Raw genomic sequence first — 17,259 nt, 5'->3', positions numbered from 1 at the left:
AGTCCTTTGTAGAGGTTGCCGTTTCACACAGTGCGAACGTCGTGGGCCGGAAGGCCGCTCCACCACCTGCCGTAGCGCTTGTAGACCTGGGGTTCGCGGTCACCGAGGAACTCGCGCACCGCCGACGCTTCCACGGCCAGCGCCGCCCAGTCGTCCTCTTTCAGGGCGTGGAAGGCGGTCATCTCAATAGCTCCGTCGGCAAGCGGGCGCCACACGCCCGCCACGTACCCGTCCACGAGCAGGGTGGGCAGCGTGTCGCCGTTGTTGCCGATGACGACCTTGCGGTACTCGGGCGGGATGATCCGGCTGCGGTCGGCATAGGCGAGCAAAGTGCTGTCCCACATCGCCATCAGCCGCGCGGGGGCGGGCGTGTCCTCGTCCGGGACCGTCCGGTTCGGCACGTCGAGGTGCTCGCCGTGCCGTTCCAGGTCCAGCAGCTCCAGGGCGGCGCGGATCGTGCCGCGCGGCAGCATCGTGAACTGGTTGACGTCGGCGACGGTGGCGGGCCCGAAGCCGGTGAGGTAGCGGCGGACGAGCTCGGCCACGCACTCCAGCTGCTCCCTGCTCCCGGTGCGCGCGGCCAGGTAGGACGGGCGCGGCCCGAACGACCACGGTCCGCCGGTCGGTGCGTGCACGAGCCCGCCGTAGGTGCGCAGCGCCCACCAGACACCGGGCTGGCCGACGTCACCGGCGTGCGAGTGCAGCAACTCCTCGATCTCCGCCTTCGCCCGCGGCACCGAGGCGAACGCGAGCACGTGCTCCAGCAGTGCGTCGGCCTGGTCCACGGTGATGCCCATGGCCTTGAACCGCTTGTCGTACAACCGTGACGCGCGCAGTGCGGGCAGCATCGCGTGGTGGAACACCTCGTGGTCGGCGGCGGTGACCGCGTGCAGGGTGATCCGCATCAGCGTGGCCTTGCGGACCGTGCCGCCGGCGAACGCGGCGTCCAGGTCGGCCGGGTCGAAGCCGGCGACGCGGTTCCACAGGGCCAGGTAGGGCGAGGCCGGTTCCTGGGCCTGGATCGCCACGATCCGCTCGACCGCGCTGGGCACGTCCACCGGTTCCCGCCGCAGCAGCAGCTGGCGGTCGAGCGTCGCGCGGTTGAGCTGTCGTGGCGTCGGGGTCATGCGGGTGATCCTCACCTACCTCAGCTTCGAGGGCCACCAGATCCGGCCGCCGATGTCCACCGACAGCGCGGGCACCAGCAGCGACCGCACCAGCAGCGTGTCAAGCAGGACGCCGAACGCCACGATGAACGCGATCTGGGTGAGGAACAGGATCGGCAGCACCGCGAGCGCCGCGAACGTGGCCGCCAGCACCACCCCCGCAGACGTGATCACGCCACCGGTCAGGCTGAGGCCCCTGATGGTGCCCTCGACCGTGCCGAGCTGCTGCGTCTCCTCGCGGACGCGGGTCATGAGGAAGATGTTGTAGTCGATGCCCAGCGCCACCAGGAACACGAACCCGAACAGCGGCACCACCGGGTCCGCGCCGGGGAAGTCGAACAGGTGGTTGAACACCAGCGCCGACACGCCCATGGTGGCCGCGAACGACAGCACGACCGTCCCGATCAGCAGCAACGGCGCCAGCACCGACCGCAGCAGCAGCGCCAGCACCAGGAAGATCACGACGAGCACGATCGGGATGATCAGCAGCCGGTCGCGTTCTGAGGTCGTCCTGGTGTCGAGCAACGTCGCCGTCTGCCCGCCGACCTTCGCGTCCGCGCCCTCGACGCCGTGCACCGCCGCACGGATGCGTTCGACCGTGGCGACCGCCGCGTCGGAGTCCGGCGCGTCGGCGAGCGTGGCCTCGATCCGCACCAGGCCGTCGGCGGTCCCGCTGGGCCGGACGTTCGCCACACCGTCCACAGCGGCCTTCGCGACGACGTCGGCGGTCTTGCCCTCGTTGGCGATGATGACGGTCGGCGAGCCGGTGCCGCCGGGGAAGTGCCGTGACAGCACCTCCTGGCCGGCCACGGACTCGACCTCGGTGAGGAACACGTCGGACTGCGCCGTGCCGGAGGCCTTGAGCTGCGGCAGGAACGCCGCTCCCGCCAGCAGCACCAGCGCGGTGACGATCCAGATGGCCCGCGGCTTGCGGCGCACCAGGGCGGCCACGCGCCCCCACAGCCCGCTGGTCTCCGGGTGCGGGGAGCCCAGCTTCGGCGCGAACGGCCAGAACGCGGCCCGTCCCAGCAGGGCGAGCACCGCCGGCAGGAACGTCATGGCCGTGAGCAGCGCGGCACCGATGCCGATCGCGGCGACCGGGCCGAGGCCCTTGTTGGAGTCGAGGTCGCTGAACAGCAGGCACAGCACGCCGAGGATGACCGTGCCCGCGGAAGCGGCGATGGGTTCGACCGTGCCGCGCCAGGCGGAGCGGACGGCGGTGAACCTGTTCTCCTCGTCCCGCAGCTCCTCGCGGAAGCGGGACACCAGCAGCAGTGCGTAGTCCGTGGCGGCGCCGAAGACCAGGATGGAGAGGATGCCCTGGCTCTGGCCGTTCAACGCGAGCACGTCGTACTTCGCGAGCAGGTAGACGACGAAGCTGGCCAGCCCGAGCGCGAACACGGCGGAGACGAGCACCACGAGCGGCAGCAGCGGGCTGCGGTAGACGACGAGCAGGATGAGCGCGACCACCGCGCCGGCGACCAGCAGCAGCAACCCGTCGATCCCGCCGAACGCCTCGACCAGGTCGGCGACCTGCGCGGCCGGCCCGGTGACCAGCACCGTCAGCCCCTGCGGCGCGCTGCGCGAGCCGTCCCGCAGCTCCGCGACACCGTCCTTGACGTCCTTGGCCGGGTCGAGCAGGACGACGATCTGCGCCGCGTCCCCGTCCTCCTGGGACGGGATGACCGGCGAGGCCTGGAACCCCTTGCCCCGATCGGCGAGGAACCGCGTGTCCTCCGCGGTGAGCCCGCCCTGGCGTTCGGCCACCACGATCGCGGGGATGGCGTTGGTCTGCTGGAACTTCTTCTGCAGCTCCGCGACCTGTGTGGACTCCGCCGAGTTCGGCAGGAACGCGCTGCTGTCGTTCTCGGCGACCTCGGACAGTTTGCCCGCGTACGGCCCGGTGAACCCTCCCACCGCCAGCCACACGACGAGAAGCAACCCGGCGAGCACCCTCATGAGCCTATGTCCTTCGATCGTCGAAAGTTTCGATGACCGAAACAGTATGCTGGCGGGGTGAGCGACGCAAGCGACTACGAACTCAGCATGCTGGTGCGGGCGCTGGTGATGGAGTCGAACCGGTTCCTGGAGATCTTCAGCGCGGCCCACGAGCTGCACTCCACCGACATGACAGCGCTGAACCTGCTCATGACCGCCCACTCCCCCATGACACCGGGCACACTCGCCCGCGCCCTGAACCTCAGCGCCTCCGCCACGACGTCGGTGCTGGACCGCCTGGAACGCGCCGGCCACGTGAGCCGCGACCGCAGCCCCGGTGACCGCCGCCGCGTGGAACTGCGCGTGCACGCGGCGGCGGAGGCACTGGCCTCGACGTTCTTCCAGCCGCTCGCCCGCGAGTTCGCGGCGACGTGGGGCGCCATGACCCCCGAGGACCGGCGGGTGGTGGCCGACTTCCTCGCGTCCACGACGGCGGCGACGGCACGGGTGCGCGCAGAGGTCCTCACCCCGCCCGCCTAGACCCTCAGGGCAGCCTGCGCCCGCAGACGAGGAGCAGCAGGTTCTGCGCCTCGTCGCGGACGGGCGTCCCCGCGCCGAACGTCCAGTCCAGGTCGGTGGCGACCAGCTCCCTGCCCTTGACGTCGGACTTGAAGTACCGGACGTGACCGGGCTTCACCCCGTCGAGCACGAGCCGCAGCCGGTCGAGCGGCACCTTCCGGTCGAGTCCGAGCGCGACCGTGACGTCCAGGCCGTGGATGACGTCGTGCGAGAGCGCGCCGACGGGCCCGCCGCCCGGTGGGGTCCAGGGGTGGTGGACGTTGGCCTTCAGGGTGTCGAGGAGCTGCCGCGGGGACAGTTGCGCGGCGTCCTGCCTGGCCATGCGGTCGGAGGCGCGGTTGAAGCTGCCGCCGGCTTTCAGCACCTCCTTGAGGATGCGGCCCGGTGAGCTGCGGTACGGGAGCGTCGTGTGGGCGATGACCTCCTTCACGCGCCAGCCTGCGCACAGGCTTGCGGAGTCCCACTGCTGCTGCGTGAGGGATTCGAGCAGTTCTGCCTGGTCGCGCCGTTCGGCGGCCACCACGTCCTTGATGTCCATGCACGTCGTACGGAAGGGACGACGAGAACTCATCGGTCCGCGTAGGGTCGTGCGCGTGATCGAGGCGCTGGAGCCGTTCCGGGTCGAGCTGACCGGCTACTGCTACCGCATGCTCGGCTCCGGTTTCGAGGCCGAGGACGCCGCGCAGGAGACGCTCGTGCGCGCGTGGAAGGCCTACGACAGCTTCGACGCCTCGCGCGCGTCGTTGCGCACGTGGCTGTACCGGATCGCGACCAACATCTGCATCGACATGCAGCGTTCTCCGCAACGGCGTGCGTTGGCCGTGGACCTGGGACCGGCCGGCGGGGAGCTCGGGGCGCCGTTGCACGAGCGGGTGTTCGTGCAGCCGGTGCCGGACCACAGGGTGTTGCCGGAGGACCAGGCGATCCGCAAGGAGACGGTGCGGCTGGCGTTCGTGGCGGCGTTGCAGCACCTGCCCGCACGGCAGCGCGCGGTGCTGATCCTGCGCGACGTGCTGGCGTGGCAGGCAGCGGAGGTGGCCGAGCTGCTGGACATCTCGGTCGCTGCGGCCAACAGCGCGCTGCAACGGGCGCGGGCGACGGTGCGCACCACCGATCCCGGTGAGGCGGTGGACCCGGCGGACGCGACGCAGAAGGAGCTGCTCCGCCGGTACTGCGATGCGTTCGAACGGCACGACATGCGCGCGTTGGTGGCGTTGTTGCACGAGGACGCCACGATGTCGATGCCGCCGTTCAGCTGGTGGATCCGCGGACGGGACGCCATGGCGGCGGTGCTGCAAGCGCCTGGTTCGCCGTGCGAGGGGGCGTGGCTGGTGCCGGTCGCGGCGAACGGGTCGCCGGCGTACTGGCAGCTGCGGCCAGGTCTGGACCGGCCGTTCGGGCTGGTGTTCCTCGACGTGCGCGACGGGCTGGTCACGGGTGCGTGCACGTATCTCAACGTCGAGGACTTCCTGCCGTTGTTCGATGCACCGATGAGTTCCGGCGCGCCGTCCCGTAGGTGAGTGGACGAAAGGAGCTCCCATGACGATCCAGCCCATCATCGTGACGCCGAACCCGGGGCCGATGCAGGCGTTCTACGAGCAGGTCTTCGGTGCGACCGAGGTGGCCAGGTACCCGGCGACCGGTGCGGTGTTCTCCACGACGCTGCGGCTCGGGGACGCCGAGCTCGGACTGGTGGCGGAGGACGCCGACCTGACCGCGGCCCCGCGCATCGTGCTGAGCGTGGGCGTCGAGGACGTCGACGCGCTGCTGCCCGTGGTCGAGGCCGCCGGCGGGCGGGTGCGGGGGCCGTCGAACGACATGCCGTGGGGGCAGCGGGTGGCGCACGTGTTCGATCCGGACGGAAACCCTGTGAACCTGACCCAGCAGCTCTGAGCACCTGATCGGCAGCCTTGCCCTCCTTGCTGCCGAAGGCGTCTGCAAGTACCGCCAACCCTTGATCGGATCGCCGCCAACTACCACCAACATGGTCGTCGCCGTCGAACCGGACCTGGATCTGCAGACGGCCAGCGGTGCTGTTGGTGGTAGCAAAGTGCTTGTCGATGTCGAGTTGGAGGTACTTGCAGGCGCCTGGGCAGCAACGAGGGTGAGATGTACGCTGATCCGGCGTCGCGGGCGAACTCGTTGCGGCTCTACCGCGCGAACTTTGACCGTGGGCTGCACGATCCGGAGCTGGCCCCGTTGGCGAGGGTGTCGGAGCGGACGGCACTGGCGCTGGAGTGGCTGCGGTAGCCGGTGTCAGGCCGCTCCCACGAGGTCCCGGCGCTCGCCCTTCGCCGAGGGCGCCGTCCGCCGGATTCGTCCCCACGGCTTGAACACCGACAGCACGTACGCGACCAGCAGCAACGTCGGTGCCACCACCACCGGGGGCAGCAGGCCGGACGGGAGCACCGCGGCCGGGTCACCGGCCAGCACGCGGGTGCCGATGCGGGCCGCCTCCTGCACTCCCGGTCGCAGGGCGAAGGCGATCAGCAGGCTCATGCCGACGTTCAGCACGAGCTTGACGGCCACCCACCAGTAGCGCACGAGCCCGTACTTGCTGCCCAGGCCGAGGACGGCGCCCGAGACCATGCACACGACGCTGGCGCCCAGCATCGGCCAGATCGCGAACATGTCCACTGCCTGGATGGCGATGCCCGCCGTGGTCGTGTCCGTTGTGGACAGGGCGATCACGATCAGGATGCCCAGTGCCAGGTCGATGCCGAGCCAGGCCGCTGCCGCCAGGACGTGCACGAGCAGCACGGCTTTGCGGGCACGGCCGCTGAGCTTGCGGGTGGTGATCATCGCGGTGCGCTCCCTCGGTCGTGGTGTCGGCACCCACTCTCGCCGCCCGCGGCGACCGCATCATCCGTTCGTGCTCTGATCCCGTCTACGTCAGTTTGCGTACACCGGCCTCAGCCGGTCACGTCACTTGCGGGACCGCCAGCTGACCTTCGACGACCCGGCCTCCGGTGCGTCGCGCACGACCGTCCGCACCGGCAGCCCGAGGAACTCGCCGAACCGCCGGGTGTGCTCGGCCAGCGCGTCCACGTCGAAGCCGGGCAGCGGCCGCAGCTCCACGTCCACGGAGGTCTTCTTCAGCACCCGCTTCCACAGCCCGGCGATCTGGCCGTCCTCGATGATCGTCGCGTAGAACATGCCGTTGTAGGTGGAGATCGGGATCTCGTCGTAGCGGGTGAAGTACGCGGCGCGGTCCCGGTAGCCGATGACCAGCTCGTCGTAGGCGGGCAGCAGGTAGGTGCCGGTGGCCGGTTCGAGGTCCGGCGGCAGCCAGTACTCCTTGCCGTCGAAGGTCTCCCGCACCAGCTCGCCGCGCACCGGCTCCAGCCCGCGTGCGGCCTGCTTGAGCCCGATGCCTGCCCAGTTCGCGAAGTCGGCGACGGTCGCCGGGCCGTGGCTGGTGAAGAACCGCTGCGCCAGCACGGCGAGCGCCTCGTCGCCGGCGAGCGACCGCTGGTGCGGCGCCCACTCCTCCAGCAGCACGAACGTCTGGTCCTTGCCGCGTGGCGGACCGGGCACGACCAGGCCTTCCTGGGCGAGGTGGATGAACGTGAAGTAGCTCTGCTGCCGGTCGTCGGGTATGCCCACGCCCGCCATCAGCTCGATCATCTCGCGCCGGGTCAGGCACCCGCCGCCGCTGAGCGCGTTCACGAACGTCTTGCGCGCCAACGCCATCAGCTCGGGCGTCATCCGGTGGTACTGCCACGCCTTGGGGGTCAGCTTGGCGAGGTCGCGCGCGCCGAACAGGTCGAGCATCCAGCCGACGTCCTCGGCCAGCACGTAGTGGATCGTGCCGCGCATCAGCCAGGTGCGGACGATCTTCCCGGCGCGCAGCTCCTCCTCGACGTCGGCGCTCACCCCCGGTTCGGTGCGCAGGCCCAGTGCCCACAGCGACTGGCCGTAGTCCTGGGCCTGGACGGCACCGAGCGCGCGGACGGCGGCCTCGGCCGTGGCGTACGTGCCGATCCGCTGGTTGGCGAGGCGCAGTGCGGCGATGTCCACCGCGGCAGTGTGCGCCTCGCGGCTCCAGTCCCGCTCAAGCCGGCCAGGAGCCGGTGTAGCCCTCGGCCAGCAGCCGCCGTCCCGCCTCGGAGTCGACGATCGACTGCAGCTCCCCGAGCTGGCGGCGCACGTCGAACTCGGCCGCGCCGGGCAGCGTGTGCAGCATCGACGTCATCCAGTAGGAGAAGTGCTGTGCCTTCCACACCCGGCCCAGCGCGCGCGGCCCGTACTCGTCGAGCGCGTCGTCGTCGGCCTTGAGCAGTGCGCGTTCGATCACCTCGGCGAGCACCTTCACGTCGGCGAGCGCCAGGTTGAGGCCCTTGGCACCGGTCGGCGGAACGGTGTGCGCGGCGTCGCCGGCGAGCAGCAGCCTGCCGTGGCGCATGGGTTCCGCGACGAACGACCGGAACTTCAGCACGGTCCGTTCGGTGATCGGCCCCTCCTTGAGGGTGAAGCCGTCCGGCCCGGCGACGCGGGTCTGCAGCTCCTCCCAGATCTGCTCGTCCGACCACGCCGCCGCGTCGGTCTCGGGGTCGCACTGGAAGTACATGCGCTGGTGGGTCTCGGTGCGCTGGCTGATCAACGCGAACCCGCGCGGCGAGTGCGCGTAGACGAGCTCGGGCGCGCTCTTGGGTGCCTCGGTGATGATGCCGAACCAGGCGAAGGGGTACTCACGGAAGTAGTGCGTGCGCTCGACCTGCGGCACCTGGGCGCGACAGGTCGACCGCGACCCGTCGGCGCCGACGAGCAGGTCGCACCGCACCTCCTGGCGGACGCCGTCGCCGTCGGTGAAGCAGATCGCCGGCTCGTCGACGTCGACGGCCGTGTCGCGCACCCCGAACCGCACGTCGCCGCCGTCGCGTTCGCGGGCGTTCGCGAGGTCGACGAACACGTCGGTCTGCGGGTACAGCCACACCGACTCGCCCACCAGCGCCCGGAAGTCGACGCGGTGGCTCTCCCCGTTGAACCGCAGGTCGATGCCCTCGTGCGGGTGCCCCTCGCGCAGCATCCGGTCGGACACGCCGGAGTCGACGAGCAGCCGCGCGCTGTCGGCCTCCAGGATGCCGGCGCGGACGGTGTTCTCGATCTCCACGCGGGACCTGTTGTCGACGACGACGCTGTCGATCCCGTGCAGCGACAGCAGGTGCGACAACATCAGCCCGGCGGGCCCAGCGCCGACGATGCCGACCTGGGTGCGCGTCACGCTCACATCTCCTCCTGAAGGGCACGCCGCGCGACAGCGAACGCGTGGTTGGCCGACGGGACCCCGCAGTAGATCGCGCTCTGCAGCAGAACCTCCTTGATCTCCTCTGTGGACAGTCCGTTGCGCCGCGCTGCTTTCACGTGCATCGCGAGCTCGTCCCAGTGCCCCCTGGCGATGAGCGCGGTGAGCGTGATCGCGCTGCGCATCCGCCGGTCGAGCCCCGGCCGCGTCCACACCTCACCCCAGGCGTACGTGGTGATGAACTGCTGGAAGTCGGCGGTGAACTCGTCCGGCGCCGACGCCCGGTCGACGTGGGCGTCACCGAGCACCTCCCGGCGCACCTTCATGCCGTCGTCGTAGCTCACCGCGCCCACTCCCCGGCCAGCACACCGGCCACCGCTCCCGGCTTCTCGACCGGCGGCAGGTGGCCGCAGTCCTCGATGACGTGGAACGACGCGGCGTTCAGCTGCTCCATCGCCTCGGGCGGCACCACGACGTCGTGCCGTCCGGCGATGGCGTGGACCGACCGTTCCACCTCCTCGGCCTGGAACCCGGCAAGTGCCTCGCAGGCCCAGGCGTAGGAGTCGTCGTCGACCTCGGTGAGGGCACGCAGCATGGCACCCGCCACGGCCGGTTCGCGGTCGATGAAGCCCGGCGCGAACCAGCGCCGTGAAGCGCCCTCGACCAGGACGGAGGTGCCCGCCCTGCGGACGAGCTCGGCGCGCTCGTGCCACATCATGGGGTCGCCGATCCTGGAGGCCGCGGCGATGCAGAAGACCTGGTCGAAGACACCTTTCGTGGCGAGCTCGAGCCCCACCGCGCCGCCGAAGGAGACGCCGGCGTAGGCGGTGGGGCGGTCTGGCGTGGGCCTTTCCAGTGCGTTTGCGATGTCCTGCACCGTGAACGGCCCGGTCGCGTTCTTGCCGTTGCCGTGGCCGGGCAGGTCCCAGCCGATCACCTCGACGTCGTCCAGCTGCTCGGCGCAGGTGCGCCAGAGCTGGGACACCGAGGAGCCCAGGGACGGGCCGACGATCAGCAGGCGCTGGGAGTTCTCGGTGCCGGCGAGGCGGGTCAGGGTGAGTTCAACCGCCATTGTTGTCAGACCCCTTTGAGATGATGGGAGTGGGGGCTTGCGCGCCCCCTGGAGGGGGACCAGTCGGAATCGATTCGGCTGGGACCGCGATTGGTGGGGCGGCGTTTGCCGGGGCCGAGTCCACCGAGGCAGCGTTTATCGAGGCCGCGTCCGCTGGAGCTGCGCCCGCAGAGGTTGCGTCCGCCGGAGAAGCATCCGTTGGAGCTGCGCCCGCCGGAGCAGCGTTCGCTGGAGCCGCGCCTGTGGAGGCCACGTCCGCCGCGGCGTCCGCTTGAGCCGCGTCCGCCCGAGCCGCGTCCGCCCCGGCCGCATCCGCTGGAGCTGGCTCCGCCGAAGCCGCACTTGCAGCTACTGGTTCCGGTTCCGTTGGAGCCGCGTTCGCCGACGCCGGTTCTGCCCCAGCCACGCCCGCTCCAACCGGGCCCGCTGAAGCCGCGCGCACCGACGCCGGCTCCGCTGCAGCCGCGCCCGCCCCAGCCACGCCCACCCCAGCACCGCCCACCGGCAACACTCCCAACGCCAGCGACTCCGCACACCGCCGCAGCACGTGATCGACGAACACCCCCGCAGCCCCGAGGTAGCCGCCCGGTTCCCCGTCACCACCCCGCTCAGCCAGCAGATCCGCGGCGACCTCCGCCACCCGCCGCGCCATCACCTCGGGGAACACCCGCAACCCCTCGGCCAGCTCCGCCGCCTGCGACGCCGCCACCACGGTCAGCTCCACCAGCCCCAGCAACGCGGGCCACTCCGCGTGCCAGGCCCCGTCCGGTCGTTCGTCCACCGCCCGCGCGGCGCACAGGTGCAGCTGCGCGCCCAGCCCCGGCGCCCGCAGCGACGCGCTGTTCACCAGCACCGCGAGCACCGGGTTCTGCTTGTGCGGCATGGTCGACGACCCACCGCGACCCGCGACCGGGGCCTCGCGCACCTCGCCGATCTCTGGCCGGCCCAGCGTCAGCACGTCCGCCGCGAACACGCCGAGCGCGTCGGTCACCCGCACCAGTGCGTCGCCGATGCGCGTGATCGGTGCCCGTTGCGTGTGCCACGGCAGGCCCGGCCATTCCAGGTCCAGCTCACGCGCGAAAGCCGCGGCGGCCTCGACCGGGTCGGCCCGCAGTGCCGCCCGCGACAGCGTTCCGGCCGCTCCCCCGCACTGCACCGGGAACCGCACCCTCTCCAGGTCCGCGAGCGCGTCCAGCACGGAGTCCAGCCACCGGGCCGCCTTGAGCCCGAACGTGATCGGCACGGCGTGCTGCGTCAGCGTCCGACCGGCCATCACCGAGGACCGGTGCTCGTCCGCGAGCTGTGCCAGTGCCGATGCCACCCGTACGAGGTCCGCCCGCACGCGCGCAACCGCGTCGCGTGCCAGCAGGACCAGCGCGGTGTCCAGGACGTCCTGGCTCGTCAGTCCCGTGTGGACCGGGGCCGGGACCCGTGAGCGCAGTGCGGTGACCAACGGCAGCACCGGGTTCCCTGCCGCCTCGACCTCGACGGGGTCCAGCTCGGGCGTCCAGTCCCGCACGGCGGGCTCGATGTCGGAGCCGAGCACGCGCGCCCACGCGACCTCGACCCGCACCATCGCGCGGACGAGGTCGCTGTCCGCCCGGTGGGACCCCGGCAGCACGCGTCAGCTCCGGTGCCGGGGGAACGAGAAGAACACCGTCTCGTTCTCGCCCTGCAGGTGGATGTCGAACCGCAGCCCGCCGTCGTCCTCGCGCCGCGCCACGAGGCCGTCCACCGCGCCGTCGGTGCCGGGCAGGTAGATGCGCGTGAACAACCGGTCCAGCAGGCCGCGGGCGAACACCGCCACCGCGAAGAACGGCGCCGGGCCACCGGGTTCGACGGTGCTGAACCAGTAGCGGCCCGTCCGGTCGGTGCAGGACCGGCCCCAGCCGGTGAAGGCGGAGCCGCGGCGCCGCAGCGACCCCTCGCTCTCGGGCACGGCACCGGTGGCGTCGGCCTGACGGATCTCGATCATCGCGTCCGGCACCGGGGCGCCCGCGCCGTCGTGGACGTACCCGTGCAGCAGCACCGATCCCGCCGCGCCGAACGGCACCAGCTCGCTGTCACCGGGGTACGCCAGCGCGTGGTGGAAGAACGGCCCGACCGTCTGGCCGGGGGTCGCGCTAGTCATCGGAGGCCTCCAGGTGGGTGGCGTGGCTACCGGTCAACACGATGTCCCACCGGTAGCCGAGCAGCCACTCGTGCTCGGACAGCGAGTGGTCGTAGGAGGCGATGAGCCGGTCGAGGGCTGCGGGGTCGGTGATGGACTGCGCGATCGGGTCCAGCGCCAGCAGCTGGTCGCCGGGGAAGTACATCTGCGTGATCAGCCGCTGGGTGAAGTCCGTGCCGAACAGCGAGAAGTGGATGTGCGCCGGCCGCCAGGCGTTGTGGTGGTTGCGCCACGGGTACGGGCCCGGCTTGATCGTCGTGAAGTCGTACCAGCCGTCGTCGTCGGTGAGGCAGCGGCCGACGCCGGTGAAGTTCGGGTCGAGCGGCGCCGGGTGCAGGTCGCCCTGGTGGGAGTAGCGGCCGGAGGCGTTGGCCTGCCAGATCTCCACGAGCTGACGGCGCACCGGCCGCCCGTCCCCGTCGACGACCCGGCCGTGCACGCGGATGCGCTCCCCGATCGGTTCCCCACCGCGCTGCACGGTCAGGTCGGCCTCGACCGGCGCCACGTCGGAGTGCCCGAAGACCGGCGCGACCAGCTCGACGCCCTCGGGGTCGGCGTGCCGCGGCTCCTTGGTCGGGTGGCGCAGCAGCGAGCTGCGGTAGGGCGGGTAGTCCAGCAGCGGCGCACCCCCCGGTGAGTCGGCCTTGATCTTCGCGATCTCGTCGCTGATCTCGTGCTGGCTGGTCGTCACCCACTGCACGCTAGAGATCAGCGGCGCTCGTAGTCGAGTCCGGCTTTCCACTCACCGGAAGCCGCTGCGGACTGCGCCGCCTCGTGACGGCCCCCGGTGGGCAGCCCGCTCAGTCGGTGCGGCAGGGCGCGCTGTTGAGCGTGAACGCCGTCGGCGCGCTGTTGGCCCCGGTCGCGGCGCCGTTGAAGCCGATCGAGATCGACCCGTTCGGTGTGATCAGCGCGGCGTAGTCGGCGTTGGTGGCGCTCACGACCGCGCCGTCCTGCACGTGGCTCGCGTTCCACATCTGACTCACTGTCTGGCCGTCGGTGAAGCGCCACCGCAACGTCCAGCCGTTGATCAGCACACCGCTGACGTTGCGCACGGTCACCTCGGCCTGGAACGCGCCGGGCCACCGGCTGGTCACCCGGTACGTCACCGCGCAGGGCGGAGGCGGCGGGGTCGTCGTGGAGGGTGCGGGAGGCGGCGGCGGGGCGACCGTCGCGCATTCCAGCGCCCACAGGCCGATCTTGCCCTGGGCCGCGTCGCCCTCCGCCTGCGTCAACGGCCCACCGTCCACACCGGTCGTGCGCGCCACGCCGCTGCGCACCGCCAGCAACGCGTAGTCCGTGCCGTCCTCCAGCACCAGGCTGACCTCGCCGGGCGTGATGCTGCTGACCCGGACCTCCTTGTCCTGCAACGTCTTCCTGGCGAACTCCAGGGCCGCCTCGCCGCCGCAGCCGCTCGGTTCCGCGAGGTAGGAGATGCGCGCCTTCGTGCCGTCCGCGAGCTCGACCGTGCGCCCGTCGACGACCGCCACGACCCGGACCGGCGGCTGCTCGTCGCTCACCGACGGACGCGTGTTCTCCGGCGACGCCGCCGGGTGCGGAACGGACGCCACCTCTGCGGTGCAGGCGGCGGTGAGCAGGGCCAACAGCACCAGGAAGTGCTTTCGTGCTGCCATTGGACGACCGTATCGCTGCACGCTAGCCACGCAATCACCTGTTCGGACTTGATCGACTGTGGCGATCAGCCGTGGTCACAGCATTAGTTGCACCCCCGGTCGCCCGCCGTTCACCCCGTCTTGATGATCGGTGGACATGATCACGAGGTCCGCACCCCGCTGATGGAGGTCTGAAGTGCACACCCTGCAACCGCACTGGACTCACCGCCTGCTCGCCGCCTTCGCCGTCGTCGCCTCACTGCTGGTCTTCGCCACCCCTGCCGCCGACGCCCGCGTCTACCAGTCCTGCGGCATCTCCGGCTGCGCCGCGGCCCGCTCCGCCGACTCGATCTGGGAGTCGAAGGGCTACCCCTCGACCCGCGGCTGGAACAACTGGCCCGACGGCCGGTGCAACTTCGCCGGCGGCACCTACTACAACCGCGACGGCCAACTGCCGGCCGGGCACCGCTACCAGGAGTTCGACGTGTACCCACGGGCGTGCGGGGCGGCACGGGACGCGGCCCGGATCGTGGTCGACCGCACGAGCGGCCAGGTCTACTTCTCGCCGAACCACTACGCGGACTTCTACCCGGTGTACTGAGGTCCGTGCCGGGCGCTGCGGCGAACACCGCAGCGCCCGTTCGCAGGTGACCCACCCCACGCCCACGGACGTGGCGCAGCCCACTGCCCCACGGGAATCTCCCGGCCCGGTCGGCCGTTGTACGGGGTGGTCGGTGCGGTCCGTGTCCCCCGGGCCTCATCTAACCGCCTTCGAGGATTACCGTCCGGCTGGAGCCTCGTTGTGCCTTTCGCCGAGAGGCGACCGCCGCACCGACCCCCGTACTCGCCTCCAGTCGTTCTCGAATCCCCCCGCGGCGACGGCTGGAGGCTGCCTCACCTACCTGCCCAGTGCGGTGAGCGCCTGCTTCAGGCACTCCTGCGCGGTGGCGGCGGCCGAGTCGACCACGAGGTGGTCCTCGGGCCAGTCCTCCCACAGGCCGCGCATGCGCTGCACGTGCTCCCACGGAACCGTTGCGCGCCAGCCGGGAATGCCGCGGTCGCGGCCTTCGACCCGTTGGCGGTGCACGGTTTCGTCGGAGCACACGCACTCGACGCCGGCGAACACGCCGCCGAGGCGTTCGGTGAGGGTGCGCAGGCGGGCGCGTTCTTCGCGCGTGTGGGCGGTGAGGTCGAGGACCACGTCCACGCCCAGCTGCACCTGCCGGGCCAGCAGGGCGGCGATGCTCGTGTCGACCACGTGCCAGGCGTTGTCGTCGGTCAGCACCTCGAACGGCACCAGGGCGCCGATCACCCAGTCCGCGGAGAACACCGGGACGCGCAGGTGCCGGGCCAGGCCCTCGGCCAGGGTGCTCTTGCCGGCGCCCGGGATGCCCGCCACCAGCACGACCGTCGGCCGCGCGGTGGTCGGTGGCAGCGCCAGGTACCTCTCCAGTGCCCGTTCGGCGATCTCCCCCGGCGTCATGGAGCGACGCTATACCTCGATCCGCGCTCCCATGATCACTGTTCGCTCTCGGGGTAGACCGAAGTGTTCCGCGGCGTCCGCGGTGATGTACGAGGTGGCCACGAACAGGCGTTTGCGCCAGCCCGCCATCGTCGGTGCCGTGCCGCGTTGCAGCTCGATCTTCGACAGGAAGTACGAGGCGCGGTCGAGGTCCAGGGCGCCCTCGGTCTGCTCGGAGGTCAGCAACGCCAGCGCGGCCGGCACGTCCGGGGTCTCCATGTACCCGAAGCGCGCGCTCACGTGGATGATGCCGTCGTCGCCGTGCCCGAGGTCGTCCACGTCGACCCGGCGGTCGGACGGGACGCGCGGCACCGGTTCGGTCTCGATGGACACGATCAGCACGCGTTCGTGCAGCACCTGGTTGTGCTCCACGGTGGCGCGCAACGCCAGCGGGGCGGTCTGCTTGCCGCGGTTGAGGAACACCGCCGTGCCGGGGACGCGGACCAGCGACCGCTCGCGCAGCTCGTCGACGAACTCCTGCAGCGAGCCCTCGGCGTTCTGCCTGGCCTTCGTCACGATGGACCGGCCGCGCTGCCACGTCGTCATGACGGTGAACGCGGTCAGGGCGATCAGCAGCGGCAGCCACGCGCCGTGCAGCAGCTTGGTCAGGTTCGCGGCGAGGAACAGCAGGTCCACGCCCAGCAGCACCACGCAGCCCAGTGCGATCGCCCACACGGGCGCACCGAACTTCCAGCGCGCGAGGAACAGGAACAGCGTCGTGGTGATGGTGATCGTGCCGGTGACCGCCATGCCGAACGCGAACGCCAGCGCCGCCGACGAGCGGAACGCGAACACCAGCGTCAGCACCGACACCATCAGCACCCAGTTGATCCACGGCACGTAGATCTGGCCGATCGTGGACTCCGAGGTGTGCGCGATCCGCAGCCGCGGCAGGTACCCGAGCTGCGCCGCCTGCGAGGCCACCGAGTAGGCGCCGGTGATCACCGCCTGCGACGCGATCACGGTCGCCGCCGTCGCGAGGACCACCATCGGCCACCGGCCCCACTCCGGCACCAGCAGGAAGAACGGGCCGCTGATGTTGGCCGGGTCGGCCAGGACCAGCGCACCTTGACCCATGTAGCTCAGCACACACGCCGGGAACACGAGCAGCAGCCAGCCGCGGGCGATCGCGGGCCGCCCGAAGTGCCCCATGTCCGCGTAGAGCGCCTCGGCACCGGTGACCGCGAGCACGACCGCGGCCAGCGCGAAGAACGCGATGTGGAAGTGCCCGAAGAAGAACCCGAGCGCGTACGTCGGTGACAACGCCTTGAGGATCTCCGGGTGGCTCGTGATGCCGACGACGCCCGCGGCGCCGATCGCCGTGAACCACGCGATCATCACCGGCCCGAAGACCCGGCCGACCACCGCCGTTCCCCTGCGCTGCACCAGGAACAGCCCGACGATGATCACCGCCGTGATCGGCACGACGAACTCGCCCAGCTCCGGCTCGACGATCTTCAGCCCCTCGACGGCGGACAGCACCGAGATCGCCGGGGTGATCATGCTGTCGCCGAAGAACAGGGCGGCGCCGAATATGCCGAACGCGGCGAGCGTGGCGGCGGCCTTGCGGCCCTGCTTCGACTTCCACCGGCGCAGCAGCGTGATGAGGGCCATGATGCCGCCCTCGCCGTCGTTGTGGACGCGCATCGCCAGCAGCACGTACGTGACGGTCACGATGATCGTGACCGACCAGAAGATCAGCGACACGACCCCGTAGACGTTGTTCGCGTCCACCGGCACCGGGTGCGGGTCGGCCGGGTTGAACACGGTCTGGATCGTGTAGATCGGGCTCGTGCCGATGTCGCCGAACACGACGCCGAGCGCCCCGACGACCACCGCGAGCCGTGCGGTGTCGTGCGCGAGCCCGGTGCGGGCCGCCCCCTGTCGATCACTCACGAACGGACGATAGCCGTGCGGACCACCGCCTGCCGAACAGAACTTTGACATACCCATA

Annotated in this window: 19 protein-coding genes; 5 read left to right on the top strand and 14 right to left on the bottom strand. The window is 71.0% G+C overall.

The features are described 5' to 3' along the window. Positions 1–23: 23 nt before the first annotated feature. Positions 24–1,142 carry a winged helix DNA-binding domain-containing protein gene (locus ACZ7CD_RS29030; RefSeq protein WP_470380123.1) on the bottom strand — a complete coding sequence of 373 codons (1,119 nt, stop codon included), beginning with the start codon at positions 1,140–1,142 and terminating at the stop codon, positions 24–26. Next, positions 1,143–3,125, bottom strand: coding sequence for an MMPL family transporter (locus tag ACZ7CD_RS29025; RefSeq protein WP_470380122.1), 1,983 nt, complete (start codon positions 3,123–3,125; stop codon positions 1,143–1,145). 57 nt (positions 3,126–3,182) lie between these two features. Here ACZ7CD_RS29025 and ACZ7CD_RS29020 point away from each other — a divergent pair, with 57 nt between their 5' ends. Then, positions 3,183–3,644 carry a MarR family winged helix-turn-helix transcriptional regulator gene (locus tag ACZ7CD_RS29020; RefSeq protein ID WP_360387951.1) on the top strand — a complete coding sequence of 154 codons (462 nt, stop codon included), beginning with the start codon at positions 3,183–3,185 and terminating at the stop codon, positions 3,642–3,644. A 4-nt stretch (positions 3,645–3,648) separates the two neighbouring features. Here ACZ7CD_RS29020 and ACZ7CD_RS29015 read toward each other — a convergent pair whose 3' ends face one another. After that, entirely contained in the window at positions 3,649–4,221 is a 573-nt protein-coding gene (locus ACZ7CD_RS29015; protein WP_360387948.1) for a maleylpyruvate isomerase family mycothiol-dependent enzyme, read from the bottom strand. 55 nt (positions 4,222–4,276) lie between these two features. Here ACZ7CD_RS29015 and ACZ7CD_RS29010 point away from each other — a divergent pair, with 55 nt between their 5' ends. The 3 genes from ACZ7CD_RS29010 to ACZ7CD_RS29000 all read left to right on the top strand — a co-directional run bounded on the left by ACZ7CD_RS29010 (position 4,277) and on the right by ACZ7CD_RS29000 (position 5,933). Beyond that, on the top strand, positions 4,277–5,203 hold the full coding sequence (locus tag ACZ7CD_RS29010) for an RNA polymerase subunit sigma-70 (RefSeq protein ID WP_470373454.1): 927 nt from the start codon (positions 4,277–4,279) through the stop codon (positions 5,201–5,203). A gap of 19 nt (positions 5,204–5,222) precedes the next feature. Continuing rightward, positions 5,223–5,576, top strand: a complete 354-nt coding sequence (locus ACZ7CD_RS29005) for a VOC family protein (RefSeq protein WP_470373453.1) — start codon at positions 5,223–5,225, stop codon at positions 5,574–5,576. A gap of 216 nt (positions 5,577–5,792) precedes the next feature. Continuing rightward, the gene (locus ACZ7CD_RS29000) at positions 5,793–5,933 is read left to right on the top strand and encodes a hypothetical protein (protein WP_470380121.1); all 141 of its coding nucleotides are present in this window, start codon (positions 5,793–5,795) and stop codon (positions 5,931–5,933) included. A gap of 6 nt (positions 5,934–5,939) precedes the next feature. Here the strand turns inward: ACZ7CD_RS29000 and ACZ7CD_RS28995 are convergent, their stop codons facing one another. The 9 genes from ACZ7CD_RS28995 to ACZ7CD_RS28955 form a co-directional block, all read right to left on the bottom strand. Continuing rightward, on the bottom strand, positions 5,940–6,485 hold the full coding sequence (locus ACZ7CD_RS28995; RefSeq protein ID WP_470380120.1) for a hypothetical protein: 546 nt from the start codon (positions 6,483–6,485) through the stop codon (positions 5,940–5,942). 123 nt (positions 6,486–6,608) lie between these two features. Further along, positions 6,609–7,703: a winged helix DNA-binding domain-containing protein gene (locus tag ACZ7CD_RS28990; RefSeq protein ID WP_360387937.1), complete on the bottom strand. Its 1,095-nt coding sequence runs from the start codon at positions 7,701–7,703 to the stop codon at positions 6,609–6,611. Between the two features lie 34 nt (positions 7,704–7,737). Then, the gene (locus ACZ7CD_RS28985; RefSeq protein ID WP_470380119.1) at positions 7,738–8,913 is read right to left on the bottom strand and encodes a 4-hydroxybenzoate 3-monooxygenase; all 1,176 of its coding nucleotides are present in this window, start codon (positions 8,911–8,913) and stop codon (positions 7,738–7,740) included. After that, positions 8,910–9,254: a 4-carboxymuconolactone decarboxylase gene (gene pcaC / locus ACZ7CD_RS28980; protein ID WP_360388376.1), complete on the bottom strand. Its 345-nt coding sequence runs from the start codon at positions 9,252–9,254 to the stop codon at positions 8,910–8,912. Before pcaC ends, ACZ7CD_RS28985 begins: the two co-directional genes overlap by 4 nt. 14 nt (positions 9,255–9,268) lie before the next feature. After that, the gene (locus ACZ7CD_RS28975; protein ID WP_470380118.1) at positions 9,269–10,000 is read right to left on the bottom strand and encodes an alpha/beta fold hydrolase; all 732 of its coding nucleotides are present in this window, start codon (positions 9,998–10,000) and stop codon (positions 9,269–9,271) included. Continuing rightward, positions 9,990–11,621 carry a lyase family protein gene (locus ACZ7CD_RS28970; RefSeq protein WP_470380117.1) on the bottom strand — a complete coding sequence of 544 codons (1,632 nt, stop codon included), beginning with the start codon at positions 11,619–11,621 and terminating at the stop codon, positions 9,990–9,992. The genes ACZ7CD_RS28975 and ACZ7CD_RS28970 overlap by 11 nt, the downstream gene beginning before the upstream one ends. A 3-nt stretch (positions 11,622–11,624) precedes the next feature. Beyond that, positions 11,625–12,131 (bottom strand): protocatechuate 3,4-dioxygenase subunit alpha, encoded by a 507-nt coding sequence (gene pcaG / locus ACZ7CD_RS28965; RefSeq protein WP_470373448.1) that lies wholly within the window; start codon positions 12,129–12,131, stop codon positions 11,625–11,627. Continuing rightward, complete coding sequence (gene pcaH, locus ACZ7CD_RS28960; protein WP_458433126.1) at positions 12,124–12,861, bottom strand: protocatechuate 3,4-dioxygenase subunit beta; 738 nt, start codon at positions 12,859–12,861, stop codon at positions 12,124–12,126. Before pcaH ends, pcaG begins: the two co-directional genes overlap by 8 nt. Before the next feature lie 109 nt (positions 12,862–12,970). Beyond that, positions 12,971–13,804: a cellulose binding domain-containing protein gene (locus ACZ7CD_RS28955; protein WP_470380116.1), complete on the bottom strand. Its 834-nt coding sequence runs from the start codon at positions 13,802–13,804 to the stop codon at positions 12,971–12,973. A 175-nt stretch (positions 13,805–13,979) separates the two neighbouring features. Between ACZ7CD_RS28955 and ACZ7CD_RS28950 the strand changes: the two genes are divergently transcribed. Next, positions 13,980–14,384 carry a ribonuclease domain-containing protein gene (locus ACZ7CD_RS28950; RefSeq protein ID WP_470368444.1) on the top strand — a complete coding sequence of 135 codons (405 nt, stop codon included), beginning with the start codon at positions 13,980–13,982 and terminating at the stop codon, positions 14,382–14,384. A gap of 297 nt (positions 14,385–14,681) precedes the next feature. On the opposite strand, the gene ACZ7CD_RS28945 is transcribed toward ACZ7CD_RS28950, so the two are convergent. Both ACZ7CD_RS28945 and ACZ7CD_RS28940 read right to left on the bottom strand, forming a co-directional pair. Beyond that, a complete protein-coding gene (locus ACZ7CD_RS28945) occupies positions 14,682–15,266 on the bottom strand; it encodes a P-loop nucleotide/nucleoside kinase family protein (protein WP_470380115.1) in 585 nt (194 codons plus the stop codon). A 9-nt stretch (positions 15,267–15,275) separates the two neighbouring features. Beyond that, positions 15,276–17,201 (bottom strand): potassium transporter Kup, encoded by a 1,926-nt coding sequence (locus ACZ7CD_RS28940; RefSeq protein ID WP_470380114.1) that lies wholly within the window; start codon positions 17,199–17,201, stop codon positions 15,276–15,278. Between the last annotated feature and the right edge of the window lie 58 nt (positions 17,202–17,259).

Source organism: Lentzea sp. NPDC036949 (assembly GCF_055608075.1).
The sequence above is the reverse complement of the archived record's forward strand: the minus strand, read 5'-3'. Positions and strand labels throughout refer to the sequence as shown.